This is a genomic window from Phaeobacter sp. A36a-5a (assembly GCF_037911135.1).
GTDB classification, from domain to species: domain Bacteria; phylum Pseudomonadota; class Alphaproteobacteria; order Rhodobacterales; family Rhodobacteraceae; genus Phaeobacter; species Phaeobacter bryozoorum.
The window spans coordinates 424,853-449,130 of sequence record NZ_JBBLYU010000003.1 but is presented as its reverse complement, the minus strand read 5'-3'; the positions used below and the strand labels follow the sequence as shown (position 1 = coordinate 449,130).

Sequence of the window (24,278 nt, the reverse complement as noted above, 5' to 3'; positions counted from 1 at the left end):
CCTCAGACGGTTTCAGGAGGACCCGAGGCAAAATCCAGGAGAAGGGGTGATGCGCCGCTCGATGAAGGTACATGGCAGCGCGGGCTAAGCCCGCCGCGCAGGTGGCGGGATCGGACATATCGAGCCACCTGGATAGACATCCCCCTGCCTATCGGTGCCCGCCGCAGCCCGTTCGTCATATGTGTCTACTATTATGTGTCAGATGTGCGAACCACGCAGCCAGGTCGAAAGGCACAGTCCTTGCAGTCCAGCGGACCACGGACAGCGCAATATGCTGTCCCCTCAATATGCGCACGCCGCGCCCCCGGCAGGGGACGCGGCGCTTGGCCCAACGGAATTGGGAGCTCTTTCCAATTCGGGCGGGAGGCCTCTGCGAGGCGGCAGGCATAACCCGCCGACAGCATCCGCCGATTATTGCAGTTGAGCCCAGAACAGCTCGAGATGACGTGAAACGATTTCCTGAAAGCGGCCATCCGCCTTGAGCGCCTTCAGCCCCGCATTGATGCGGTACAGATGGGAGGTGCCACGCCAATGACGTTTCGAGATCACCACATGTAGCCCTTCTTCTGACAGTGGACGCTCCAGCGGGATCACCTGATCGCGCAGCCCTTCGGCAATCAGCGTATTGGCCCCGAGGAACAGGTTCAGCGAGACGGCATCCACCTCGCGCGCCATCAGTTTGCGGAAACAGGCACCAGGATCAGCCGCCTGCACAAGAGTGACCTGACCGCTGCTCAACCACTTGCGGTCGCTGCGTTCCAGATCATGAGTGTAGTAGCCTTCGGGGCGGCAGAGCCTCTTGCCAAGCATGTCGGCGTCGCTGTCGAAGGTAAAGGGTGCATCCGCCCGCACAAAGACCATGATCGGAATGGTCATCAGCGGTTCCGAAAAATGAAAGTTCACACACCGCTTGTCGTCAGGCGTCGCCGAACAATCCGGTTTCAGCCAGGGAAAACCCATGTCGAACTGCTTTTCATCCAGCATCGGGAACAGATGCTTTGACCAGTCCTGCTCCCAGGTGATGGAATAGGAGACCGGTGCCGGGGTCAACTCCAGCGCCGCGTTCACCAGTTCGGTGACCATGCCCTGTCCGGGCAGCGCCTGATCGGTGAAAGGCGCAAAACCGCCACCGGTCAGAAGCTTCATTTCGGCATCATCCTTACGCAGAGGTGTGGCATCGGGTTCTGAGGCCTGCTGCGCGCAAGGGATATGCAGGGTCTTGCCCGGGATGACGCTGGGCCCTGCGAGCACATGCTGGTTGCTGTAATAAATCAGCGTCCAGCGGCTGCGGTCATTATAGTGGGTTTCGGCAATCGAGAAGAGCGTATCGCCGGGCTGAACCCGGTAATCGACGTTGCAGATGGCATGGGCCGCGCCGGGCGCAAGCCCTGTGGCCATCACCAATGCGACCGCCAGTGTTGAAAGATGTCTCAGCATGGCGCCCTCCCTCAGAAGCCGGCCCAGATCCTGGCCATGTGGTCTTCGATGATGGCCTGATACTGACCATTGCCGCGAATATTGCGCAGGCCTGTGTTGATCATCGACAGCATATCGTCAGCTTGCGGGTGGGTTTTGTGAACCACCACATGGATCCCCAGCACGGACAGGGGCAGCGGCAGCACATCGAACTGGTCCAGCAGGTCATTTTCCTTCATCACGCTGCGCCCGGTGAATTCGTTGATCGCGACGGCGTCGGCCTCTCCCCGGGCGACCATCTCGAAGCAGTCGGCCACCTTATGCGGCTGCTTCAGAGTGATTTTCTTGTCTTCCATCCAGCGGCGACCATAGCCATCCAGATCGAAGGTCAGATAACCAGCCGGGCGGCACAGGGTCTTGCCCTCGATATCGGCGTCACTCTCAAAGGTGAAGGGGCGTGACTTATCCACGAACAGCAGCATCAGTGTTTCGAACATCGGGTCCGAGAACAGGAAGTTCACGCAGCGATAGCTCTCCGGCATGGTATCGCAATCCGGGCGGTACCAGGGAAAGCCGAGGTCCAGCAGCGCGTTCGACAGCAGTGGGTCGAAATGGGACGCCCAGTCATCCACCCAGTGGATCGCAAACCCCTGCGCAGGTGCCGCATCGGTCATCGCTGCATTCACCACCTCGGTGATCAACCCGCCGTTATGTGCCGTCTTGGAGGTAAAAGGCGCATAGTCGTCGCCGGTCAGCAGGTTGATCTTGCTGCGCACGGCGGCGGTACCGGGCTTCACCCTGACCGGCGCCGCGACAACGGGCTGTGCATCCGCCACCGCTTTGCCGCCGGGCAATCCGGTGGGCAGCCCGTTCAGGCAGGCCATGGTCAATTCCATCCCGACGCGGATCGCGTCTGGGCGCGGGCCGATGGCGTCGATATTGCGGCTATGGATTGCGCTCCACATGCCCACATCCTTGTAAAGCCGGTCGGCAATCAGCGACAGGCTATCGCCGGGGCGCACCTTATATGTGCCGCCGCAGGTTTCCGCCGCCACGGGTTTGGCCAGCAGGCCTGCGACGCAACACAGCGCCGCGATCAGGTGTTTTCTCATCTTGTCCCTCTTGGGTTTAGCTGGGCGTCCCGCGCCACTGATGGGCGCCGCCTCTTTGTCTCGTGATTTGTGGAAAGCAGGCATCTCTGCAAAGCATCCGTTGCGGCCAATGCAGAAAACCGGGAATCGCGGGCGCCTTGCGCCGGTATTACTGGCCGACGAACAGCGCCAGGATGGTTGCCGTGTCAACGCGCCCATCGGCCCCTATCAAAGCTGCGGGGACCGTGATCGACTGGCTGCGATAGGCATCATTCACCATCTGGTCGATATAGGCGGGCGATTGGCCCTGCCCAACGGCACGCAGTACCATACTATAAAGGGCCGTGTGCGCCTGTGATGCGGCGGGAGCCGGGGCCGCCGGCTGTGCGGCAGCGGCGGTCTGGCTGCCACGGCGCAGCGCCGCCAATGTCCCGGCAGTCATCTGCGCAACCAACGCATCCTCGGCGCTGAGGGGGGCCGCCGTTTCAACAGCTGCTGTCAGCAGCTCTTCGGCGGCGGCACGTTCGGCAGATGTCGCAGTGGGATCAAGCCCAGCCAATGCCTGCGGAGTCAGCAGCTGGGCGACACGCGGCTTGGCAGCCGCAGGCTCTGTCACGTCATCAGATCCGAACTGCAACACGGCGAGGCCAACGGCAAAAAGCGCCAGAACAGCCGCAGCGGCGCCAAGTTTCGCAATCGGGGACATCCCGGTGCCAAGCCCTCTTACCTTTGGCTTTGCCGCATGGCTTCCCTGCGTGCCCGGTTTGGCGGTCGAGCTGGCAGCACCGCCTGATCGGGCCTGACCCGTGGCGACCGAGGACACTGCGGCAATATTTGCCGTGTTGCGGGTTTTTCCCGTCTGGGGCGAGCGAAGCGCACTGTTGCTAGAGGTAATCACACCATCAATCCTGACCGTGCGGGCAGACCGATCACCGGCCTCTGCGGCCTCGGAACTTGTTACACTGTCTTTCTTTAAGCTCAACATCGGCTCAAACTACCCCCGGCTGCTCCGAAAATCGCGGTCCAGCCGCGATTTGTTAACCGATTCTTAACCTTCGAGCGATTCTGCGTCAACATTCTGCGATAGAATGGTAAACTTCCACAGAACTTGCGATGAACCCGCCCATATAGAGAGTAAAGCGCATCGCTTCCGCTACATGCTGCCCCGAGCGATAGGCAGACCTCTGACCGCAGGAAAGGCGTCGGCGCGGAGGTGTTGCGATGATCGCAGCCTCTCAGATATGCAATCATAAGATGAACGCCCCTGCGGCTTGCGCCTGTCGAAAGCAAACCTGAATGGCTAGGTGCGAACTGCCTGCACTCAATATCTGCAACAATGACTCCTCGGTCAGGGTGGACCTGAGGGCGCAAAGGGCACTCCTGTCAGCGTGAACCGCGCGGCCCGAGCATCCAGCCTGTCAACTGGAAGATGCCCCGCAGTGACCTGCGGGGCATCAAAGTCCGAAGAATGGATCGCGCGTCGAGGGTAAACCCGCCGCGCTATCGGATCTCTACATGCGATCAGAAATCCAGGTTTTCCACGCTGAGCGCGTTTTTCTGGATAAATTCGCGGCGAGGTTCCACGACGTCGCCCATCAGCTTGGTAAAGAGATCATCCGCTTCGACCATATCCTCAACCCGCACCTGCAACAGGGTGCGCGCGTCGGGGTCCAGCGTGGTTTCCCACAGCTGATCCGGGTTCATTTCTCCCAGGCCTTTGTAACGCTGTAGCGCCAGACCTTTTTCACCCTCATCGAGGATCGCCTTCAGCAGACCGAGCGGGCCGTGGATGGCCTGGCTGCGGTCACGCCGCACAAGCGTGGCAGTTGAGCCGTAGATCTCTTGCAGGCTGTTGGTAAAGCTCCCTGTTTTCCGTGCCTCACCAGAGCGCAGCATCGGACCGTCCAGTGTCCTGAGCTCTTCGACGCCGCGCAGGATACGCGACAAGCGAATACCGTTATCCTGAGTGATACGACCACGCCAGCCGCGTTCATATTCCAGCGCAATCAGGTCAAGACGCTGCGCAACCTTGTCGGCGACTCCCTGAAGATCAGCATCAACGGCGCCGGGTACAAAGGCACCGGCGACTGCCGCCTGCTCAAGGATATGGCGCGGATAATGCGTCGGGAAAGCATCCAGAACGCGCTTCAGCTGGCGCGCCTCATCAACCACACGGGCCAGATCCTGACCCACCAGCTCCTCGCCGCTGCCCAGTTTCAGAACCGCGCCGTCGACACCCTGATTGATCAGATATTCATCCAGCGCAGCCTGATCCTTGAGATAGACCTCGGATTTGCCGCGCGACACCTTATAGAGCGGCGGTTGGGCGATATAGAGATACCCGCCCTCGATCAACTCGGGCATCTGACGATAGAAGAAGGTGAGCAGCAGCGTGCGGATGTGGGCGCCGTCAACGTCAGCATCCGTCATGATGACGATCTTATGGTAACGCAGTTTCTCGATGTTGAATTCATCGCGCCCGATGCCGGTACCAAGCGCCATAACGAGGTTGCCGATTTCCTGACTGCCCAGCATCCGGTCAAACCGTGCGCGTTCGACGTTCAGAATCTTGCCGCGGAGGGGCAGAATGGCCTGTGTCATCCGGTCCCGGCCGGTCTGGGCGGAACCGCCGGCCGAGTCACCCTCGACCAGGAAGACTTCGCTTTTGGCAGGATCTTTCTCTGAGCAGTCCTTGAGCTTGCCTGCAAGATAATTGACATCCATCGCGGTCTTGCGGCGTGTCAGTTCACGGGCCTTTCGGGCAGCCTCCCGCGCGAGGGCGGCTTCGATGATCTTGCCGACGATCTGCTTGGCCTGATTTGGGTTTTCTTCGAACCATTCGGCAAGCTTCTCATTGACGAGGCTTTCAACCACGGGCCGCACTTCTGAGGAGACCAGCTTGTCCTTGGTCTGGCTGGAGAATTTCGGATCCGGCACCTTGACCGATAAGACGCAGGTCAGCCCTTCGCGGGCATCATCGCCGGTAAAGGAGACCTTTTCCTTCTTGGCGATGCCGGACGACTGCGCATAGTTGTTGATGGTCCGGGTCAAGGCGCCACGGAAACCCGCAACATGGGTCCCACCATCGCGCTGTGGAATGTTGTTGGTAAACGGCAGCACGGTTTCGTGGTAGCTGTCGTTCCACCACATGGCGACCTCGACCCCGATATCATCCCGGTCACCGGTGATATAGATCGGCGCCTCCATGACAGGGGATTTTGACCGATCGAGATATTTGACGAATTCCTTGACGCCCCCCTCATAGAACAGCTCCACTTCCAGCCGTTCGGCCGGACGCTCGTCAATCAGGACGATCCGCACACCAGAGTTCAAGAAGGCCAGTTCGCGCAGGCGCTTTTCCAGCGTTTCAAAGGAGTATTCCAGGTTGGAGAAGGTATCTGTCGAGGCCAGAAAACGGACCTCGGTCCCGGTCTGATCCCCGCAGTCGCCGACCACCTTAAGATGTTCCGCGGTATCGCCCCGCTCAAACCGGGCGACATGCTCCTTGCCGTTGCGCCAGATACGCAGCTCCAGCCAATCGGAGAGCGCATTCACCACAGACACGCCCACACCGTGCAAGCCGCCAGACACCTTGTAGGAGTTGCTGTCAAACTTACCACCGGCATGTAGCTGCGTCATGATGACTTCAGCGGCTGAGACGCCTTCCTCGGCATGAATATCGACCGGGATACCGCGCCCGTTGTCGTGCACCGAAACACTGGAATCGGCGTGAATTTTCACAACCACCCGGTCCGCGTGACCGGCCAGGGCTTCATCGATGCCGTTGTCGACGACCTCATACACCATATGGTGCAACCCAGAGCCATCATCGGTGTCCCCGATATACATGCCGGGACGTTTGCGAACCGCCTCCAACCCTTTGAGAACCTTGATGGAATCCGCGCCATATTCTGCGGGGGCCTGCTCGTTTCCGGACATTCACATCTTCCTGTCTTTGCTTCAGGATTTTATACGAAGTCTGGCCGGGAATGTCACGCGCAAGCCCCTTTTTTTCTTGGTTGAATCAAGCCGCTCTGGCGCCCAGGGACGCAACCTTGCGCAGCCAGGAATTTACGGTCCCTTCAGAGGCGTCCGTGGCCGGGGCAAAGGAAGAGAACCGGGTCGGCTTGATGCCCACAAACCCCAGGATCTGACTGCTGATAATCCGCTTGATGGCATTGCCGTAGATCAGCCTCAGCCATAGACCGGGCGTATCCGAAGTGAGCAGCACCCGCGCGGTTTTGCCGGTCAACATCGGAGCAGGTACGCCCATGAAGTTGACGTTTCGCGTGTCAAAGGCCCGCCCTGGCAATAGCGCCCGGTCAAAAACGCCCTTCAGCTTTGCCGGAACGGCCCCCCACCACATCGGGGTCGCCATCACAACGTGATCGGCCCATTCGAGATCGGTCAGAAATGCTGCCAGATCCGGCTCCAGAGGTTTCACATTCTGATACCCCGCCTGGCCATAGTCCATGTCGAAGCGCATCGCGGACAGATCGTGGTATCGGACCACGTGGCCCTCTCCCTCAGCTGCGGCCTGATAGGCCTGGCAGAGCGATTGCGACAGCGAGCTGGGCGCCGGGTGGCCATTGAGGATGATGATTTTTCGCGTGGACATGAGAACCTCTGAATCTTAAAACTGACTAAGGTCAATTTATTCAAAAACTGACCGTGGTCAATATACAAAATGACCACGGTCAAATTCTATGAAAGGTCGCCATGTCCCGCCCTCCGCAGCAACGTCGATTGGAAACCCGCGCCCGCCTGTTGGAGGTCGCCGACGCGCAGATCCTCACCGCTGGCTACAGCGGGCTGAGGGTCGAGGATGTCGTGGCTGAGGCCGGCGTTGCAAAGGGCACGCTGTTTTCGCATTTCGGCGACAAGAACGGTCTGCTCGCCGCATTGATCGGCCCGCGCATAATGGCCGTGCTCGACGAAACCGAAGCCCTCCCTACCCCCGACACTCTGGACGCGCTGATTGATCGTCTGTTGCCGGTGGTTCAGTTCGTGGCGCAGGATCGGGTGATTTTCGATCTGCTGCTGCGCTACTCAGGCACCACCGGCACCGAAACCGATGCGGTGATCACCCAGAGTTTCTTCCGCCAGATCTCTTTGTGGTCTGGATGGGTGGCAGAGCTGCAAGCCAGCGGCGCCCTGCGCCAGGATCAGCCCGCAAATGTCCTGGCCGAGGGGATGCAGGCGTTCCTCAACCATGTGCTCGCCCTGTCATTCTGTGCAGCGCATGATACGCCCAGCAGCTTCCGCGAGGATCTGCTGCTATATCTCACACCCTGGCTGGCCCCACAGCAGTGAGCAACGCAGGACGGAACTGATCAGACAAAGGGAATAAGACAGCCGACACCGATCAGCAGGCAGCCCGACACGATATTGATCCGGCGCAGCGTCGGCGGGGATGTGATGTGCCAGCGCACCCGGTGCACCAGAGCGGCCACACATAGATTCCCCACCAATGGCACCAGGAACGACAGCACCACAATGGCAAGGATATCGAGCCACGTCACAGCGCGCAGGTCAAAGAACCCCGGCAGGACACCCATGTAGAACAGGATCGCCTTTGGGTTGCCCAGAATGACGGCGATGCCGGCGATAAATCCAGCCCAGAGCCCCGGACGGGTCAGGGCGCTGTCGCTTTCGATTCGGGCATCTGCATGTCGCAACAACATACCCCCCATAACCAGAAACATCGCGCTTGCGACCCAGCGCAGCAGCTCCATCAGCCCGGCAATCTCAGACACAATCCACGACACGCCCGCCACCGCAACCAGCGGCCACAGAATATCGCCGCAGGCCACGCCCAGGGCCAGCGGCCAGACCGCCTGGAACCCGCCCGACATGGCTCGTGCAATCACTGCCAGCCAAACCGGACCCGGCGTCAGGAACAGAACGAATAGCCCACCCGCATAAAGCATCAAATCCCAGACAGAGATGCTCATCCCGCCACCACCTCGGAGCCCATGGCGCCCTCCTCTACGGTAAGCATCTGCGCCTTCCCCTCAAATTCTTCAAACAATTCAGGGCCGGTGCCAGTCATCCAGGCCTGCGCCCCGAGCAGGACAATTTCCTGATAGAGCGCCGCGCGGCGTCCCACATCCAGATGCGCCGAAACCTCATCCAGCAGCAGGATAGGAGGCGCGCCGCCTTCCGCAATGAGCGCGCGTGCGTTGGCGAGGATCAGCGATACCAGCAACGCCTTCTGCTCGCCCGTCGAACATTCGCGCGCGGGCAGCGCCTTCGCCTCATAGGTGCCCAGCAGATCGGTGCGATGAGGTCCGAGCAAGGTCCGCCCCGCTGCCAGATCACGGAACCGCCCTTCCTCAAACGCCTCGCGCAGATCCGACGCATTGTCCGGCAAACCGCCGTCGGACTGTATCAACTCCAGTTCCGCCGCAGGAAAAGCCGTCTCTGCAGCCTGTTGCGCCATACGTAGCCGATCGACCGCCGCGGTGCGCGCTGCATGTATGCGATGCCCGCTCTCAGCCATCTGTGTTTCCAGAACCCGGTACCAGGCGGGGTCGCGGATCTGTTCCTTCAGCAGGCGGTTGCGTTCACGCATCGCCTTTTCATAGAGCAGCGTCGCCTCGGCGTGGCCGGGATCAAAGCTGAGCACGATCCGGTCCAGAAACCGGCGGCGCCCTTCGGCGGCCTCGATCCACAACCGGTCCATCGCAGGAATCAGCCAGACCACCCGGCAGATCTGGCCGAGGTCAATCTGGCTGGCGGATTTGTTGTCGATCTTGACCTGTCGCGCCCTCCCACCCTCGGACCAGGTCTCGACCTCGTAGCTCCGGCGCGCAACGGTCAGCTGCCCTTTCAGCTTCCATCCCAGCTCCTCCGGCCGCCGCGCCATATCGGCGGCACTGGCCCGCCGCAGGCCCCGTCCCGGCGAAAACAGCGAGACAGCCTCAAGAATATTGGTCTTACCGGCACCATTGGCACCATGGATGGCAACCGGGCGCCCGTCCAAATGCAAATCCGCCCGCAGATGCGAGCGGAAGTGCGACAGTGTCAGCTCAGTCAGCGCCAGCATGGGGCGGGATCCGATGTCATCTTTCCAAAAATACTCAAATCGCCCGTTGCGGCGGGCGGCTCAGCCGCCAGGAGAGCAGGCCGTGCCATCGGCCACGTCAAACACGCATCGGCATCACGACATAAACGGCGCTTTCGTCGCTGCCCTCGCGCATCAGGGTCGGATCGCCGGAGGAGTTGAACATGAACACTGCATTTTCACGATCAACCTGATTGGCGATCTCCAGCAGGTATTTGGCGTTGAACCCGATTTCCAGCCGTTCATCGCGATAGGCCACGGCCAGTTCTTCCTCGGCAGCGCCGCTGTCCGGTGCATTGACGGACAGGATCAGCCGATCCTCATCCAGTTGCAGCTTCACCGCACGCGACCGCTCCGAGGAAACCGTAGCAACCCGGTCAACAGCGCGGGCAAACTCCGCCGCGTCCACTTCCAGACGGCGCGTATTGCCTGCCGGAATGACGCGTGTGTAATCGGGGAAGGTTCCGTCGATCACCTTTGATGTCAGGGTAATGCTGGGCGTGGCAAACCGGACCTTGGTCTCGGACACCGAAACCGCGATATCCATTTCGTCGTCATCCAGCAGCTTGCGCAGCTCGCCCACCGTCTTGCGCGGTACGATCACGCCGGGCATATCCTCTGCCCCCATCGGCAGATTGGCGTCGATACGCGCCAGGCGGTGGCCATCGGTAGCCACGCAGCGCAGCGCCTTGCCGCCTTCGACCCCATCCGCCACATGCATATAGACGCCGTTCAGATAATAGCGGGTTTCTTCGGTGGAGATGGCGAATTTCGACTTGTCGAACAGCCGACGCAACACTGCGGCGTTTGCCGTGAAATTGGAATGATACTCCGAAGAAGCCATGACCGGGAAATCTTCACGCGGCAGCGTCGCCAGCGAGAAATTTGATCGGCCTGCCTCAACCGTGAGACGGCCGCTTGCGGCATCGGCTGTGAGTGTGACCAGAGCGCCATCCGGCAGTTTGCGCACAATTTCATGCAGCGTGGTGGCGGCCACGGTGGTGGCGCCTGCCCGCTCGACCTGGGCCGGGGCCTTGTCGACCACCTCGATGTCCAGATCGGTGGCACGGAACTGAACGATGTCCCCTTCCGCTTCAATCAGCACATTTGCCAGGATCGGAATGGTATTGCGACGCTCAACCACAGACTGGGCCTGAGCCACAGCTTTCAACAGGGTGCCGCGTTCGATGCTGATCTTCATGTCCCTAAGTCCTCTAACGTCTGGCCGGGAGAAGCAACGTAACGCTTTACCCCTTCGGCACAAGGCTTTTTATGGATTTGTCCAAGGGATTGCCCGCAGCGTCAAGGGCGGATGACCCCGGGCTCGATTTATCCCCGATAAACGTGGCGCTCTGGCATGGTTTGCCGGTTTCACCCGCCGCCACGCGCGCCCAGCTGTCCTGACCCGGAGGGCAAAAGACCCCGGACGGGCCGGGGTCATTGCGGGACTATTGGGTTTACCGCCTAGGGCGATGATCAACGCGCGATCTGCCAGAACAACAGGAGTGTCTTACGCCTCCAGAGAGCGGCGCAGCATTTCGACATCTTCGGCGATCTGGCCGTCGATTGTCTTCAGCTCTTCGATGCGGCGCACACCGTGCATGACCGTGGTGTGATCGCGACCACCAAAGCGCCGACCGATTTCCGGCAGGCTGCGACTGGTCAGCTGCTTGCACAGATACATCGCTACCTGACGCGGGCGCGCATAGGAACGCAGACGCTTGGGGCCGATGATATCGGACATGCGGATGTTGTAATACTCGGAGACCTTGCGCTGAATCTCTTCGACCGTGATTTTGCGCTCGGAGGCGCGCAGAACATCGGCCAGACAATCCTGGGTGAGCTCCATGTCGATCTCGCGACCGACGAGGGAGGCAAAGGCGAAGAGACGTGTCAGCGCACCTTCGAGAACACGCACGTTGGTCGAGATACGATGCGCCAGGAACTCCAGCACGCCGTCGGCGATGCGCAGATCCGGATAGGTCTGCATCTGCTGCGCCACTTTTGACTGCAGAATGCCCAGACGCAGCTCGTAGTCGGTCGGATGCAGGTCAACGACCAGACCACATTGCAGACGCGACCGGACACGATCCTCAAGATCCTTGATCTCACCCGGGGCGCGGTCGGCGGAAATGATGATTTGCTTGTTCTGGTCAACCAGCGCGTTGAACGTGTGGAAGAATTCTTCCTGCGTGCTGTCCTTGCCGGCGATGAACTGGACGTCATCGACCATCAGCACGTCCACCGAGCGGAATAGATGTTTAAAGTCCATCATCTTGCGTTCGCGCAGGGCCTGCACGAAACGATACATGAACTGTTCTGCCGACAAATAGAGCACATTCAACTCTGGATTTCGCGCTGTCAGCTCCCATGCAATCGCGTGCATCAGGTGCGTCTTACCCAGACCAACGCCACCATAAAGCACCAGCGGGTTGAACGTAACAGGACCGCCATCGGCGACGCGGCGAGCGGCGGCATGGGCCAGCTCGTTCGGCTTGCCGACGACAAAGCTGTCGAAGGTAAAGCGCGGATCCAAAGGCGCAGCCTGCAGTGTGTCGCCCTGATCCTTGGCAGCGTAACCTGTGGCAGCACGGGCGCGCGGCAGTTCGGTCAGCGCCTCGTCATCCAGGTCCAGCGGCAGATCATCGGCAGCGCCCTTGGTCGCAGTGGCAGCCGGTCGCGCCGTCGTATTGGCGGCGACCTTGAAAGCCAGGCGCTGGACCGGTTCGCCCGACATGTTCAGCTCATGCAGAATCAGGTCAGCAAAGTTCTGGCTGACGTAGTTGCCCATGAAGTTCGTCGGCACGTTGAAGATGGCAACGCCATTATCAACACGGGTAAACTCCAGAGGTTCGATCCAAGTTGTAAAGTTGTTTTGCCCCACGGTTTTCAACAAACGCTGTCTCAACCGTCCCCAGTTATCTTCCGTCATTCTGCGCCTCACGCGTCCCAATAGCATCGGCCCTTATTTGGCCTCTTGTTTCATCCCCAGCCTGGCCCAATCCCAGACGACGTTCACGCACAACGGATGTGTGTACTGACCCATAGTTTGGGCAGCACTGCCTTGCAGAAGGCAAAGTTCAGGATCGCGTCTAAATCAACCGGCAAGTCGCTTTGCAGCGGTCGAATGGTCGAACCAAATACATACACAATTGGAACAGGCCCGCCGTCTGGATAGATCCAGAAACACAGCAGGAGCGTGGTGCACGGTGTATCAAAATACCTGTGTACCAGCACAATCAGCCTCCTTGAGTCCCATCAAGGATACCGCGAGCAGCCTGTCCCCCCAGCGAGTGAATCGCTGTAACAGTGGTAGCAATTCGGGAGGGGTGGCAGCAACGAAACTATGATGTTGACTCAGGGATTGGGGACAAAGAATCCCCTGCGCCCGCAACCACCGCACCAGCTGTGACCAAAATGCAAAAGGCGCCGCTGAACGCGACGCCTTTGTGTTTTTTCCGGCTTGTCGAGGGGCCGCTGAACGCGGGTGCGATGGAATCAGCAGGCGCCTACGAAAGACCCGATTAGCCCAGCGCTTTGACGCGCGCTGTCAGGCGGGAGATTTTCCGCGCTGCTGTGTTCTTGTGGTAGACGCCTTTGGTCACGCCACGCATCAGCTCGGGCTGAGCTGCGCGCACGGCTGCAGCGGCTGCCTCTTTGTCGCCGGATGCGATAGCTTCTTCAGCTTTGCGAAGGAAGGTACGGATGCGCGAACGACGGGCTTTGTTGACAGCAAAGCGTTTCTCGTTCTGACGGGCGCGCTTTTTTGCCTGAGGCGAATTTGCCATGATGTAGGACCTAACTTTGGTTTCGTGTTTTCAATAGGCGCAATGCCAGCCGAACCCGGATCCGATCCACCGGTGTGATTCTAGCCAAGCGGGCTGCACGCGCATGTATGGCGGCGGGTAGTAGCGTCAAAACCGACGGAATGCAAGCCACCTCGTCCGCGCTGGTGAGTGGCCGTCGGAATATCCGCATCTGCACGGACACGCGCAGTCATTCTGCATAAGGTTAAGCAAGAAAACGGCAGGCCCAGGGCCTGCCGTTTTCATTCATTCGATGCTGTCGGTCACTTGTCGCGGAACTGGGCTTCGCGTTTTTCAAGAAAGGCAGCCATGCCCTCTTTCTGATCTTCGGTGGCAAACATCGAGTGGAACACACGACGTTCGAACAGCAGGCCTTCGTTCAGCGGCAGCTCGTAGCTGCGGTTCACCGCTTCTTTCACGGCCATCGCCGTCAGCAGGGATTTCTCCGCAATCTTGTGGGCAGCGGCCGTCGCCTCATCCAGCAGTTTCTTGGCGGGCACCACGCGAGAGACAAGCCCGGCGCGCTCTGCCTCCTCGGCGGTCATGAAACGACCGGTCAGGTTCATATCCATGGATTTGGATTTGCCCACAAAACGAGTCAGGCGCTGGGTGCCACCAATGCCGGCGATCACGCCCAGATTGATCTCGGGCTGACCGAATTTGGCAGTATCTGCCGCAATGATGAAATCGCAGAGCATGGCCAGCTCACAGCCGCCGCCCAGTGCGTAGCCGGCCACAGCTGCGATGATCGGCTTGCGGATCGCGCTGATACGGTCGTTCACATCGGCAAACAGATTGTTCGAGAAAACCTCGGTAAAGCTCTGTTCCGACATCTCCTTGATATCGGCGCCGGCGGCAAAGGCCTTTTCCGACCCGGTCAGGATAATGCAGCGCACCTTGTCGCTGGCATCGGCCTCTTCCAGGGCGGTGCAAAGTTCACTCAAAAGCTCGGAGTTGAGCGCGTTCAACGCTTCGGGCCGGTTCAGTTTAATTTGGCAAACGTGGTCCTGCACTTCGACGTTGATCGTCTCATAGGCCATGGTATTCGCTTTCGATTGTTCCGTTCAGGGAAGAGTCATTATCACGCGACACCTCGCGATCAAGCTATCTTTGGCATTTGCCGCAGTAGAAGGATGATCGCCCGGACTGGACTAGCCGCGCAATGCTCCCGTCACATCCGGCGCGTCGGCAGGGCTCTCCCTCGCGGCCGTATACATCAAAGCTGTGCTGAAAATATCCAAGTTCTCCATCAGCTTGTCGGAAATCCTTGAGCGATGATCCGCCCGCTTTGATGGCGTCTGCCAGGACCTCCTTGATGATCGGGACCAGGGTGGCAACCCGCTGCGCGGCGATCTGCCCGGCCTTGCGCCGCGGTGATATTCCCGCGCGGAAAAGCGCCTCGCAGACATAGATATTGCCGAGACCCGCGATGATTCCCTGATCCAGCAGCGCCGATTTCACCGGCGTATTGCGCCCCCTGAAGGCAGAAATCAGATGATCCTCGTGAAAGGCATTGCCCAGCGGTTCCGGTCCCAGAACTGCCAGCAGCTTGTGCTCATCCGCCGTGGCCGTATCCAGCAGGTCCATGGCGCCAAACCGGCGCGGATCGTTAAAGGTGATGCGCGCCCCATTATCCATATCGAAGACCACATGATCATGTTTCTGCGCCTGCGGATGATCATGAACAAACTGTCCCAAGGGATCCCCAGATACCGTCATGCGGCCCGACATGCCCAGATGCACCAGCAATGTCTCGCCACTGTCGAGGTCGGCCAGGATGTATTTTGATCGCCGCCGAAGCGCATTGACGCGGCGGCCTGTCAGCCGTTCCGCCATACGCTCCGGGAAGGGCCAGCGCAGATCCGGGCGATTTACAGTGGCCTTTTCGATCACCGCGCCCTCCATCGCGGGGGACAATCCGCGGCGCACCGTCTCGACCTCGGGCAATTCTGGCATTACATCCCTCCTGACACATTGCACCAACATGGGGCCGAAGGGCCGCATTGTACCGCCCTTCCAGCGCCCTATAACTGGGGCGACACACAACAAACGGCAAGCCGCATGACTCAGAGATCTGAAGATACCACCCATTTCGGGTTCGAAACCGTGCCCGAGTCGGAGAAGGCAGGGCGCGTGCAGGGCGTGTTCAACTCGGTCGCCTCAAAATATGACGTTATGAACGATGTCATGAGCATGGGAATTCATCGTATCTGGAAAGATGCGATGATGGACTGGCTGTCGCCGCGCCCCGGCCAGCGACTGCTGGATGTTGCCGGCGGGACCGGTGACATTTCCTTCCGGTTTCTGAAGCGCGCAGGCTATGGCCACTCTACGGTGCTCGATCTGACAGCCCCGATGCTGGAAGAGGGACGCAAACGCGCTGAAGCCGCGCAGATGGCCGATAGCCTGGATTGGGTCACCGGCGATGCCATGGCGCTGCCGTTCAAGGACAATAGCTTTGATGTCTACACCATCTCCTTTGGCATTCGGAACGTCACCCGCCCTCAGGAAGCCCTGAATGAAGCCTACCGTGTCTTGAAGCCGGGAGGGCGCCTGATGGTGCTTGAGTTCAGCCAGCTGCCGAACCCGGCCATGCAAAAGGCCTATGACCTCTATTCCTTCAACGTGATTCCCCGCATGGGGCAGATGATCGCGAACGATTATGACAGCTACCAGTATCTGGTCGAATCGATCCGCAACTTCCCCGATCAGGAGACCTTTCTGTCGATGGTGCGCGCGGCTGGTTTTGCCAATGCCAAATACCGCAACCTGTCGTTGGGAATCGCTGCGCTGCACTCCGGCTGGAAGATCTGATCCATGCGTGGACCCCACAATATTATCCGCCTGATCCGCACAGGCGCCACTTTTGAGCGCACTGGCGCCATGAACGTGGTGCTTGATGCTTTCGAGGCGCCGAAACCGCTGCGTATTCTGGCCCGCACCCTTGGCTGGCCGTTCAAATGGCTCGGCTACAAGGGCGATCCCTCGATGCCGCCCGCCACCCGAGCGCTGACCGCGCTGGGGCCTGCCTACATTAAGTTCGGTCAGGTGCTATCGACCCGACCCGATGTGGTCGGTGACGATCTGGCGCTACAGCTGCGCGTTCTACAGGACAAGCTGCCGCCGTTTTCCCGCGCCGAAGCCATGGCACAGGTCGAACACGAGTTGGGCCAGCCGGTCGAGCATATCTATTCCGAATTCAGCGAACCGATTGCGGCTGCCTCCATCGCGCAGGTCCATCGCGCAAGGCTCGTCGAGAGCGGTCGCGAAGTGGCGGTGAAGGTTCTGCGCCCCGGCATCGAACGCGCCTTCCGCAAGGATGTGGACGCATTCTATTTTGCCGCACGGATCGCCGATTTGTTTGCGCCCGGCGCGCGGCGGCTCAAGCCGATGGATGTGATCAAGCATTTCGACGGCGTGGTGCAGGGTGAGCTGGACCTGCGACTGGAAAGCGCGGCAGCCTCGGAGTTTGCCGCCAATACCAAGGATGACGACGGATTTCAGCTGCCGGAAATCCTGTGGAATCACTCGGCCCGCCGCGTCATGACACTGGGCTGGGCCGATGGGCTCCCACTTGGCGACAATGCCGCGCTGGATGCCGCTGGCCACGATCGCCGGGTGTTGGCGGAGCGCGTGCTATCGCTGTTTCTGCGCCATGCGTTGCGCGACGGCTATTTCCATGCCGACATGCACCAGGGCAACCTGAAGGTCGCCGCCAATGGCGATATCATCGCCTATGATTTTGGCATCATGGGTCACATCGACGAATACACCCGCCGCGTCTACGCCGAGATCCTCTTTGGCTTCATCAAGCGTGATTACAAGCGGGTGGCCGAGGTGCATTTCGAGGCCGGTTATGTACCGGCCGACCGCGATGTCGATGAGTTTGCCCGTGCGTTGCGCGCCGTGGGCGAGCCGATTTTTGGCATGGATGCCACCCATATCTCAATGGGTCGCTTGCTCAACTACCTGTTTGAGGTGACCGAACGTTTTGGCATGGAGACCCGCACCGAGCTGATTCTGCTGCAACGCACCATGGTGGTGGTGGAAGGCGTGGCGCGGTCGCTGGATCCGCATATCAATATCTGGAATTCAGCGCGCCCCGTGGTTGAGGATTACATCAAAAAATCCATCGGCCCGCGCGCGGTGGTCGGCGATCTGATGAGCACCGCCAAGGTGATGGCGCGCTTCGGCCCCCGCCTGCCCGCGCTGGTCGAACAGGCGCTGATCGCGCAGACCCATGAAAACGACGACCGAAGCCGACGCCGCCAAGGGGCGTCCGGCTGGGTTGTGCCCGGTCTTTGCGGATTGGGGCTGGGACTGGCCATTGCCTTTGCTACGGCTGCGCTCGGCTAGGGCCGTCAGCGCAGCCGATTCAATACCGTGAGCGAGGGGTGACCATCGGGTGTCAGACCCATCGCCAGTTGATAGGCGCGCAGGGCGGCGCGGGTTTTTGGCCCGATCCGCCCGTCCGCGCCGCCGGTGCCATATCCCGCCCCTGTCAGCCGCTGCTGGAGTTCGCGCCGCTCCTTGTAGGTCAGGGGGCGGCTGTCCTGCGGCCAGCTGGCCAGAATCGGACCACCGCCCCGCAGCCGGTCGCTCAGATGACCCACGCCGATAACATAGGCATCGGCTGCATTGTAACGTTCGATGGCCGCGAAATTTCGATAGACCATGAAGGCTGCGCCCTGCGCGCCTGCGGGCAGCAGCAGCGCTCCCTCGCCATGGTCGGGCAAGGGGCTGCCATCTGCAAGGGTAACGCCCAGCCTGCGCCAGCTCTCTGCGGATTTGGCGATCTTCCGATCCGCCTGCGCATAGTCGAAACCGACTGGCAGTCGGACCTCCAGCCCCCATGGCTGACCTTTTACCCAGCCAAACCGCTTGAGATAGGCTGCGGTTGAGGCCAGCGCGTCTGTGGGATCATCCGACCAGATATCGCGTTTGCCATCCCCGGTGAAATCCACGGCATAGGCCAGATAAGATGTCGGCATGAACTGCGTATGCCCCATGGCCCCTGCCCAGCTGCCCGTCATGGCACGCGGGGAGACATCGCCAGCCTGAAGAATCTTCAAGGCGGCGATCAGCTGGCTCTCAAAGAAGGCCCCGCGCCGCCCGTCAAAAGCCAATGTGGCGAGCGAACGGATGATTTCACGCTCCCCACGAAACCGGCCATAGTTGCTTTCCATGCCCCAAACAGCCGTAACGACTTCCTTGTCGACGCCATAGCGGGCCTCGATTCGTGCCAGCGTCTGCGCATGGTCGCGCAGCGCCGCCTTGCCGTTGTCGATCCGCGCCTCGGAAACCGCGCGCTCAAGATAGGTCCAGATAGGAGTGACAAACTCTGACTGATTGCCATCCCGCTGCACAATATCCGGGTCAAAACTCACATCAGCAAACGCACGGTCCAAAGTGGCCTGTGACAGCCCCTCGGCCCGTGCCCGGGGATGAAAGGCCGTTATCCAGCCCTGAAAAGCGCGCTGCTTGGCGGCCGAAACGCTGGGCTGTTCCGCTGCCGTTGTCTGCTGTAGCGGGCGCGTCCGAGGTCGCAATCGCGGCTCCGTCACAGCCGAAACAGCCACCGGGCGGGCAATCGGTCGTAGGGAGACCTGCGGCGGCTGCGACGTCGCCCCCTCCACCACCTGTCGTCCGGTTGCAGCCGGCGGGCTGGATTGGGCGCCAACAGCGGTCATCATCAATGCCGCAACCATCGCCGTTTTCAGGAGTATCTGCCTTCGGGCGCCAAGATCGTATCGCATCTTACACCTCATTTTTTTCTGCTCGCTGCCAGTCTACCCGCATCGCAGGTTCCCACAAAGCGCCGCTGAAGGGATGTGCGGAGGTTTGCCGATCTGCCGGGATCAAGCCTCGGGCGGATCCGGGGCTGCGGTTTGGACTGGCCCGCAGGGGACACGATCGGCCCGCATCTGGGCCAGCGCATCCCGCAGCATCGGGACGCGTTGCGGGCGAAAGCTGATGTTTGTCGCCTCGAACCCGGCAATCCGATCCACCCGAAACACCCGCACATCATCGCGCAGCCCGCACCAGGCGATCAGCACCGTGGAGCGATCGAAATAGACCAGACCGAGCGGTTTCACCTGCCGCTTGGTGACCGCGCCTTTGGCATCGCAGTAGTCCAGCAGGACCTCGACCTCGTCCCATGTGGCACGGCGCAGATCCGCCAGCGCAATACCCGGCGGCTCCGGCCTCTGAAAGCGATAGGCTGACAGGACAGCATGGCGCAGCCTGTGGGCCTGCCGGTCCGGCAATCTGGCCTGCAACTTTCGCAAGGCCTCGGCGGCGGCATCCGCCAGTTCTGGATCGCCGATCTGCTGAACTTCGCGCAGTCCCAGAACCAGCGCTTCCAATTCAGTGTCGCGAAACCCCATGGGCGGCAATGCGTTGTCTTCGATCAGGGTGAAGCCATAGCCTGCCTCTCCGTCGATAATCGCCCCCATCTCGCGCAGGGTTGCGATGTCCCGGTGCACGCTGCGGGCCGAAATTCCCAGATCCTGCGCCAGTCCGGCGGCGGTATGAGGACCGGCACCCTGGCGCAGCAACTGCATAAGCTGAAAGAGACGATGAGATCGAGACATGTCTCATACTCTCTAACTCTAATGACGGTTTCTGTCATCACGCGCCGCTAAAACAGAGAGACCATTCATCAAGGAGCCAAACGGATATGATACGCCCCTTTGCCAGCGCCGAAGTCGCTGCCGTCTTTGATCAAGCCCCCCCGGACGCGCGCGAAGGCCTGTTGCGTCTGCGGGAGCTGATCTTTGAGGTTGCAGAGAATGCCCCGGAGGTCGGGGCGGTGGCCGAGACATTGAAATGGGGTCAACCGTCATATGCGGCGGCGCGCTCCGGGCTTGGAACACCGCTGCGGCTGGGACCATCGAAGCACGCGCGATTCGCCCTGCTGGTTCACTGCCAGAGCAGAGTGATCGACAATTTTGCCAGTCGCTATCCAGCCTGGGACAAATTCGACGGGACCCGCGGCGTATTGTTCGACCGGGTCGAAGATGTGGAGCCATTGCGCCACGGCTGGTTGATCCGTCACGCGCTGACCTATCATGCCTCCACGACCGTAGCCGGTGAGACCCGGGTTGACCCGGACCGTTTCAACTAGCGCCTAACAAGGGGCGCGCCGCTGTTAGCTGCGGCGCTTTCTCTCCACCTTGCGCTTGATCTTGCTGCGCTTGGCCTTTGCTTTGGCGGATTTGCGTTTCACCGAGCGCCCGGCCGGGCTGCGGCGTCCGCTGCCACCCCCCGCAGGCATCGGCTTGTCGTCGATAGACAGAAGTTCAAGCTCCAACCCACCGGTCACCGGGGTCGCCTGTGCCAATCGCACCTTCACCCGCTGGCCGATGGCGATGATCAACCCGGTATCGGAGCCCATCAAGGTTCCCGCCTCGGCATCAAAGTGAAAGAACTCCCGGCCGATGGACCGGACGGGCACCAGGCCATCAGCCCCGGTTTCGTCCAGTTTCACAAAAGCGCCAAAGCGCGCGATGCCGCTGATCCGGCCTTCGAATTCATTGCCGACCCGTTCGGCCAGATAGGCCGCCAGATAACGATCGGTGGTGTCCCGTTCCGCCATCATCGACCGCCGCTCAGTCTCGGAGATATGGGTGGCGATCTGCTCCAGCCGCTCAATTTCGGAGGTCGCCAAACCGTCGTCGCCCCAGCCATGGGCTGAAATCAGCGCCCGGTGCACGATAAGGTCGGCGTAGCGGCGGATCGGTGAGGTAAAATGCGCATAGTTGCGCAGGGCGAGACCGAAATGCCCAAAGTTCTCAGGCGCATAATAGGCCTGCTGCATGGAGCGAAGAGTCGAGATGTTGATCAACTCAGCGTCATCGGTGCCCGCAGCCCCATGCAGCAGTGCATTCAGATGACGGGTCTGCAACACCTGCCCTTTGGCCAGCGAAAGCCCGGCCGCGCGGGCGGTTTCGCGGAGCGCTTCCAGCTTCTCTGGTGCCGGTTCCTCATGCACGCGGAACAACAGCGGAGTACGCTTCTTGATCAGGGTCTCGGCGGCCGCCACATTGGCAAGCACCATGAACTCCTCAATCAGCTTGTGCGCATCCAGCCGGTCGCGGAAATTAACCGAGACGACCGTGCCCTTCTCGTCCAGAACAATCTTGCGTTCGGGTAGGTCGAGATCAAGCGGCTGACGGTCTGCGCGCGCTTTGACCAAGGCTGCGTAGGCAGCATAAAGCGGCTTGATAACAGGCTCTAAGAAGGGGCCCGTGCGATCATTCGGCGTCCCATCCATGGCCTCCTGCACTTCCCCGTAGTGCAGCGATGCCGCAGACCGCATCAACCCGCGCACAAAGCGATGGCCGATCTTGTTTCCATGCGCATCAATCTGCATCCGAACGGCGATACAGGCGCGCGGCACCCCTTCGTGGAGGCTGCAGAGATCGCCGGACAGACGGTCAGGCAACATCGGCACGACCCGATCCGGGAAATAGCTGGAATTGCCGCGTTTACGGGCCTCGCGATCCAGCATCGACTCGGGGCGCACATAGGCCGCGACATCGGCAATCGCGACCCAGATGACATGGCCACCGGGATTCTTCGGGTCGTCATCCGCATGGGCATAGCAGGCGTCGTCATGGTCCCGTGCATCCGCCGGGTCGATGGTGATCAACGGCAGATCGCGCAGATCTTCGCGCCCCTTCAGCCCCATGGGTTTGGCCGCATCGGCCTCCGTAATTACCTCATCGGGGAAATGGTCGGGGATGCCGTGCTGATGGATGGCGATCAACGAGACCGCCTTGGGCGCTGACGGATCACCAAGACGGTCGACAACGCGGGCCCGCGGCAGGCCAAGACGCGATTTCGGTCCGGCCTGCTCGGCTTCAACCAGTTCACCGTCGCGCGCACCATGGGTGGCGTTTTCCGCGACCGCCCATTCCGTCGATGCCGATTTGTCGATAGGCACGATACGACCGCCTTCATCACCCTTGCGGAAGATCCCGATGACCCGGCGCGGGTTCGTGCCAATACGGCGGATGAGCCGTGCCTCATAGTGATATTCGGCGTCCTGAACCAGGGTTAGACGTGCCAGGATCCGATCCCCCTCGCCCAGCGCAGGATCGGACGCACGCGGCATCACCAGCACGATGGGTTCTACGCCTTCGCCGTGCCATTCCAGCGGACGCGCAAAAAGATCGCCATCGCTGTCCGGAGCCTTAACCTGAAGGACACTGACCGGCGGCAGGCGCTCCGGGTCGCGGTAGGTTTTCTTGCGCTTCTCCAGATGGCCTTCTGCCTCGAGCTCCTTGAGGATCCTTTTCAGGTCGATCCTGTCGGAGCCTTTGATGCCGAAAGCCTTGGCGATGTCGCGTTTAGAGTTATGGGTCGGATGGGCTGAGATCCACTCGAGGATTTCTGCCTTGGAAGGAATACGGGTCATAGGTCTGAGCTACCACGCCCGCTCTCCAAGGTCATCGTGAAAAGCGCGCGCCGGATGTCATTGTCCGACGCGCGCGCTCTTCATGTGCCAGATCACCTGCCGGTCACTTCCCGGCGAAGTAATCCCGCAGGATACGGCCATAAATCGATTTCAACTGATGGATCTGGGCGATCTCCACACGTTCATCAACCTGGTGCATCGTCTTGCCAACCAGCCCGATCTCGACAACCGGGCAATGGTGTTTCACAAAACGTGCATCAGAGGTGCCGCCCGTCGTGGACAGCTCTGGTCTGCGCCCGGTCTCGGCCTCAACCGCTGTGCTCACCAGATCCGACAGCGAGCCGGGCGGAGTGATGAAGCTCTCGCCCGAAATCTTGATCTCCAAACCGATCTCAACACCGAACTCCTCCGCGATGCGATCCGCTTCTGCCCGCAGCCAGTCGCTGAGACCGGCACCGGAATGGGCGTCGTTGAACCGGATGTTCACCGTCGAACGGGCCGTTGCCGGAATCACATTGGTCGCAGGATTACCGGTATCGATCGTGACCACGGCGAGGGTGGAGGCGTCGAAATGTTCGGTTCCCTGATCCAGCTCATGACTGGCGAGACGATCCATAAGGCGCGCCATTGCACTCAACGGGTTTTTGGCACGATGCGGATAGGCCGAATGCCCCTGCACACCGGTCACCGTGAACCAAGCTGACAGCGAGCCGCGACGACCGATCTTGATCATTTCGCCCATTTCATTTGGGCAGGTCGGCTCCCCGACGAGGCAAACCGACATCTGCTCACCCGCCCGGTCCATGTAATCCAGCAACGCGGTGGTGCCATCGACTGCGTCACCCTCTTCATCGCCGGTGATGGTCAGGACAATCGCTCCCTCGGGTGGCGCGGTCTGAACCAGATCGACGGCAGCCGCTACAAATGCCGCCACACCAGACTTCATGTCGGTCGCCCCCCGCCCGTACATGAAACCATCTTTCTCCTCTGCGCCAAAGGGATCGACGGTCCAGGCGGCGGTATCGCCAACCGGCACCACATCGGTATGGCCGTTGAAGCCGATGGTGCGCGGGTGCCCCTTTTGACCCCAGCGGGCAAACAGATTGCTGACCTCGCCGCGATCAACCCGGCTGCAGGAAAACCCCGCTGCGGTCAGGATTTTCTCGAGCAGGACAAGCGCGCCGCCCTCCTCCGGTGTCACCGAGGCACAGCGGATCAGGTCAGCGGTGAGCTGTTGCGGGTCAAGCGGCGAATGCGCGGGCGGCTGCGTCATTTGGGTCCTCCGGTTCTCGGGCCGGACATGGCTGGCCCCCTTCCATGACCTCTGGCTACCTCGGTTCTGTCGGCGGTGCAAATCTCCTGCTGCCGGAGAGGGAGAAGACTGCGGATCCACGTCCCCTGCCACACAGCGGCTAAATCCAAACGCCGGTTTGTGGCGCAAATGCCGCGCAGATCAGCATTATTTCCAACGCCTGTCT

20 protein-coding genes are annotated in these 24,278 nt (G+C 60.5%); 4 read left to right on the top strand and 16 right to left on the bottom strand.

Translation table 11 applies throughout. The features are described from left to right. Positions 1–411: 411 nt before the first annotated feature. From WLQ66_RS15580 to WLQ66_RS15560, 5 genes are all read right to left on the bottom strand, one after another. Positions 412–1,437, bottom strand: coding sequence for a transporter substrate-binding domain-containing protein (locus WLQ66_RS15580; protein WP_340547242.1), 1,026 nt, complete (start codon positions 1,435–1,437; stop codon positions 412–414). A gap of 11 nt (positions 1,438–1,448) precedes the next feature. After that, positions 1,449–2,528, bottom strand: coding sequence for a transporter substrate-binding domain-containing protein (locus WLQ66_RS15575; RefSeq protein ID WP_340547241.1), 1,080 nt, complete (start codon positions 2,526–2,528; stop codon positions 1,449–1,451). 148 nt (positions 2,529–2,676) lie between these two features. Continuing rightward, complete coding sequence (locus tag WLQ66_RS15570; protein WP_340547240.1) at positions 2,677–3,405, bottom strand: hypothetical protein; 729 nt, start codon at positions 3,403–3,405, stop codon at positions 2,677–2,679. A gap of 623 nt (positions 3,406–4,028) precedes the next feature. Further along, positions 4,029–6,446 carry a DNA topoisomerase (ATP-hydrolyzing) subunit B gene (gyrB, locus tag WLQ66_RS15565; protein ID WP_340547239.1) on the bottom strand — a complete coding sequence of 806 codons (2,418 nt, stop codon included), beginning with the start codon at positions 6,444–6,446 and terminating at the stop codon, positions 4,029–4,031. Positions 6,447–6,531: 85 nt separating this feature from the next. Beyond that, a complete protein-coding gene (locus WLQ66_RS15560) occupies positions 6,532–7,125 on the bottom strand; it encodes an NAD(P)H-dependent oxidoreductase (protein ID WP_340547238.1) in 594 nt (197 codons plus the stop codon). 101 nt (positions 7,126–7,226) lie between these two features. On the opposite strand from WLQ66_RS15560, the gene WLQ66_RS15555 reads away from it, so the two are divergent. Beyond that, positions 7,227–7,820, top strand: a complete 594-nt coding sequence (locus WLQ66_RS15555; RefSeq protein ID WP_340547237.1) for a TetR/AcrR family transcriptional regulator — start codon at positions 7,227–7,229, stop codon at positions 7,818–7,820. A 20-nt stretch (positions 7,821–7,840) separates the two neighbouring features. On the opposite strand, the gene WLQ66_RS15550 is transcribed toward WLQ66_RS15555, so the two are convergent. From WLQ66_RS15550 to mutM, 7 genes are all read right to left on the bottom strand, one after another. Continuing rightward, complete coding sequence (locus WLQ66_RS15550) at positions 7,841–8,461, bottom strand: LysE family translocator (protein WP_340547236.1); 621 nt, start codon at positions 8,459–8,461, stop codon at positions 7,841–7,843. Further along, positions 8,458–9,555 carry a DNA replication/repair protein RecF gene (gene recF / locus WLQ66_RS15545; protein ID WP_340547235.1) on the bottom strand — a complete coding sequence of 366 codons (1,098 nt, stop codon included), beginning with the start codon at positions 9,553–9,555 and terminating at the stop codon, positions 8,458–8,460. Before recF ends, WLQ66_RS15550 begins: the two co-directional genes overlap by 4 nt. Before the next feature lie 97 nt (positions 9,556–9,652). After that, on the bottom strand, positions 9,653–10,774 hold the full coding sequence (gene dnaN, locus WLQ66_RS15540) for a DNA polymerase III subunit beta (RefSeq protein WP_340547234.1): 1,122 nt from the start codon (positions 10,772–10,774) through the stop codon (positions 9,653–9,655). A 309-nt stretch (positions 10,775–11,083) separates the two neighbouring features. Then, positions 11,084–12,505, bottom strand: a complete 1,422-nt coding sequence (gene dnaA / locus WLQ66_RS15535; RefSeq protein WP_340547233.1) for a chromosomal replication initiator protein DnaA — start codon at positions 12,503–12,505, stop codon at positions 11,084–11,086. 592 nt (positions 12,506–13,097) lie between these two features. Continuing rightward, positions 13,098–13,361, bottom strand: coding sequence for a 30S ribosomal protein S20 (rpsT, locus tag WLQ66_RS15530; protein WP_340547232.1), 264 nt, complete (start codon positions 13,359–13,361; stop codon positions 13,098–13,100). A 281-nt stretch (positions 13,362–13,642) separates the two neighbouring features. Next, positions 13,643–14,419 carry an acryloyl-CoA hydratase gene (acuK, locus tag WLQ66_RS15525; protein WP_340547231.1) on the bottom strand — a complete coding sequence of 259 codons (777 nt, stop codon included), beginning with the start codon at positions 14,417–14,419 and terminating at the stop codon, positions 13,643–13,645. Positions 14,420–14,483: 64 nt separating this feature from the next. Continuing rightward, the gene (gene mutM / locus WLQ66_RS15520) at positions 14,484–15,335 is read right to left on the bottom strand and encodes a bifunctional DNA-formamidopyrimidine glycosylase/DNA-(apurinic or apyrimidinic site) lyase (protein WP_340547230.1); all 852 of its coding nucleotides are present in this window, start codon (positions 15,333–15,335) and stop codon (positions 14,484–14,486) included. 105 nt (positions 15,336–15,440) lie between these two features. On the opposite strand from mutM, the gene ubiE reads away from it, so the two are divergent. Then, entirely contained in the window at positions 15,441–16,193 is a 753-nt protein-coding gene (ubiE, locus tag WLQ66_RS15515) for a bifunctional demethylmenaquinone methyltransferase/2-methoxy-6-polyprenyl-1,4-benzoquinol methylase UbiE (protein ID WP_340547229.1), read from the top strand. 3 nt (positions 16,194–16,196) lie between these two features. Next, a complete protein-coding gene (ubiB, locus tag WLQ66_RS15510; RefSeq protein WP_340547228.1) occupies positions 16,197–17,735 on the top strand; it encodes a 2-polyprenylphenol 6-hydroxylase in 1,539 nt (512 codons plus the stop codon). Positions 17,736–17,740: 5 nt separating this feature from the next. Here ubiB and WLQ66_RS15505 read toward each other — a convergent pair whose 3' ends face one another. Together WLQ66_RS15505 and WLQ66_RS15500 are read right to left on the bottom strand one after the other, a co-directional pair. Further along, positions 17,741–19,135 carry a lytic murein transglycosylase gene (locus tag WLQ66_RS15505; RefSeq protein WP_340547227.1) on the bottom strand — a complete coding sequence of 465 codons (1,395 nt, stop codon included), beginning with the start codon at positions 19,133–19,135 and terminating at the stop codon, positions 17,741–17,743. Positions 19,136–19,237: 102 nt separating this feature from the next. Next, complete coding sequence (locus tag WLQ66_RS15500; RefSeq protein WP_340547226.1) at positions 19,238–19,972, bottom strand: helix-turn-helix transcriptional regulator; 735 nt, start codon at positions 19,970–19,972, stop codon at positions 19,238–19,240. An 86-nt stretch (positions 19,973–20,058) separates the two neighbouring features. Here WLQ66_RS15500 and WLQ66_RS15495 point away from each other — a divergent pair, with 86 nt between their 5' ends. Then, positions 20,059–20,505, top strand: a complete 447-nt coding sequence (locus tag WLQ66_RS15495) for a DUF1801 domain-containing protein (protein WP_340547225.1) — start codon at positions 20,059–20,061, stop codon at positions 20,503–20,505. Between the two features lie 24 nt (positions 20,506–20,529). Here WLQ66_RS15495 and rnr read toward each other — a convergent pair whose 3' ends face one another. Both rnr and dapE read right to left on the bottom strand, forming a co-directional pair. After that, complete coding sequence (rnr, locus tag WLQ66_RS15490; protein WP_340547224.1) at positions 20,530–22,800, bottom strand: ribonuclease R; 2,271 nt, start codon at positions 22,798–22,800, stop codon at positions 20,530–20,532. 103 nt (positions 22,801–22,903) lie between these two features. Further along, a complete protein-coding gene (dapE, locus tag WLQ66_RS15485; RefSeq protein ID WP_340547223.1) occupies positions 22,904–24,073 on the bottom strand; it encodes a succinyl-diaminopimelate desuccinylase in 1,170 nt (389 codons plus the stop codon). Positions 24,074–24,278 lie beyond the last annotated feature (205 nt).

What these genes read in the sequence shown, in the direction of transcription:
- WLQ66_RS15495 (WP_340547225.1), top strand. Translation starts at nt 20,059, where the DNA reads ATGATACGCCCCTTTGCCAGCGCCGAAGTCGCTGCCGTCTTTGATCAA.
- WLQ66_RS15550 (WP_340547236.1), bottom strand. Translation starts at nt 8,461, where the DNA reads ATGAGCATCTCTGTCTGGGATTTGATGCTTTATGCGGGTGGGCTATTC.
- WLQ66_RS15560 (WP_340547238.1), bottom strand. Translation starts at nt 7,125, where the DNA reads ATGTCCACGCGAAAAATCATCATCCTCAATGGCCACCCGGCGCCCAGC.
- WLQ66_RS15505 (WP_340547227.1), bottom strand. Translation starts at nt 19,135, where the DNA reads ATGCGATACGATCTTGGCGCCCGAAGGCAGATACTCCTGAAAACGGCG.
- dnaA (WP_340547233.1), bottom strand. Translation starts at nt 12,505, where the DNA reads ATGACGGAAGATAACTGGGGACGGTTGAGACAGCGTTTGTTGAAAACC.
- acuK (WP_340547231.1), bottom strand. Translation starts at nt 14,419, where the DNA reads ATGGCCTATGAGACGATCAACGTCGAAGTGCAGGACCACGTTTGCCAA.
- rnr (WP_340547224.1), bottom strand. Translation starts at nt 22,800, where the DNA reads ATGACCCGTATTCCTTCCAAGGCAGAAATCCTCGAGTGGATCTCAGCC.
- ubiE (WP_340547229.1), top strand. Translation starts at nt 15,441, where the DNA reads ATGACTCAGAGATCTGAAGATACCACCCATTTCGGGTTCGAAACCGTG.
- mutM (WP_340547230.1), bottom strand. Translation starts at nt 15,335, where the DNA reads ATGCCAGAATTGCCCGAGGTCGAGACGGTGCGCCGCGGATTGTCCCCC.
- WLQ66_RS15555 (WP_340547237.1), top strand. Translation starts at nt 7,227, where the DNA reads ATGTCCCGCCCTCCGCAGCAACGTCGATTGGAAACCCGCGCCCGCCTG.
- WLQ66_RS15500 (WP_340547226.1), bottom strand. Translation starts at nt 19,972, where the DNA reads ATGTCTCGATCTCATCGTCTCTTTCAGCTTATGCAGTTGCTGCGCCAG.
- ubiB (WP_340547228.1), top strand. Translation starts at nt 16,197, where the DNA reads ATGCGTGGACCCCACAATATTATCCGCCTGATCCGCACAGGCGCCACT.
- dnaN (WP_340547234.1), bottom strand. Translation starts at nt 10,774, where the DNA reads ATGAAGATCAGCATCGAACGCGGCACCCTGTTGAAAGCTGTGGCTCAG.
- WLQ66_RS15580 (WP_340547242.1), bottom strand. Translation starts at nt 1,437, where the DNA reads ATGCTGAGACATCTTTCAACACTGGCGGTCGCATTGGTGATGGCCACA.
- WLQ66_RS15575 (WP_340547241.1), bottom strand. Translation starts at nt 2,528, where the DNA reads ATGAGAAAACACCTGATCGCGGCGCTGTGTTGCGTCGCAGGCCTGCTG.
- gyrB (WP_340547239.1), bottom strand. Translation starts at nt 6,446, where the DNA reads ATGTCCGGAAACGAGCAGGCCCCCGCAGAATATGGCGCGGATTCCATC.
- dapE (WP_340547223.1), bottom strand. Translation starts at nt 24,073, where the DNA reads ATGACGCAGCCGCCCGCGCATTCGCCGCTTGACCCGCAACAGCTCACC.
- rpsT (WP_340547232.1), bottom strand. Translation starts at nt 13,361, where the DNA reads ATGGCAAATTCGCCTCAGGCAAAAAAGCGCGCCCGTCAGAACGAGAAA.
- recF (WP_340547235.1), bottom strand. Translation starts at nt 9,555, where the DNA reads ATGCTGGCGCTGACTGAGCTGACACTGTCGCACTTCCGCTCGCATCTG.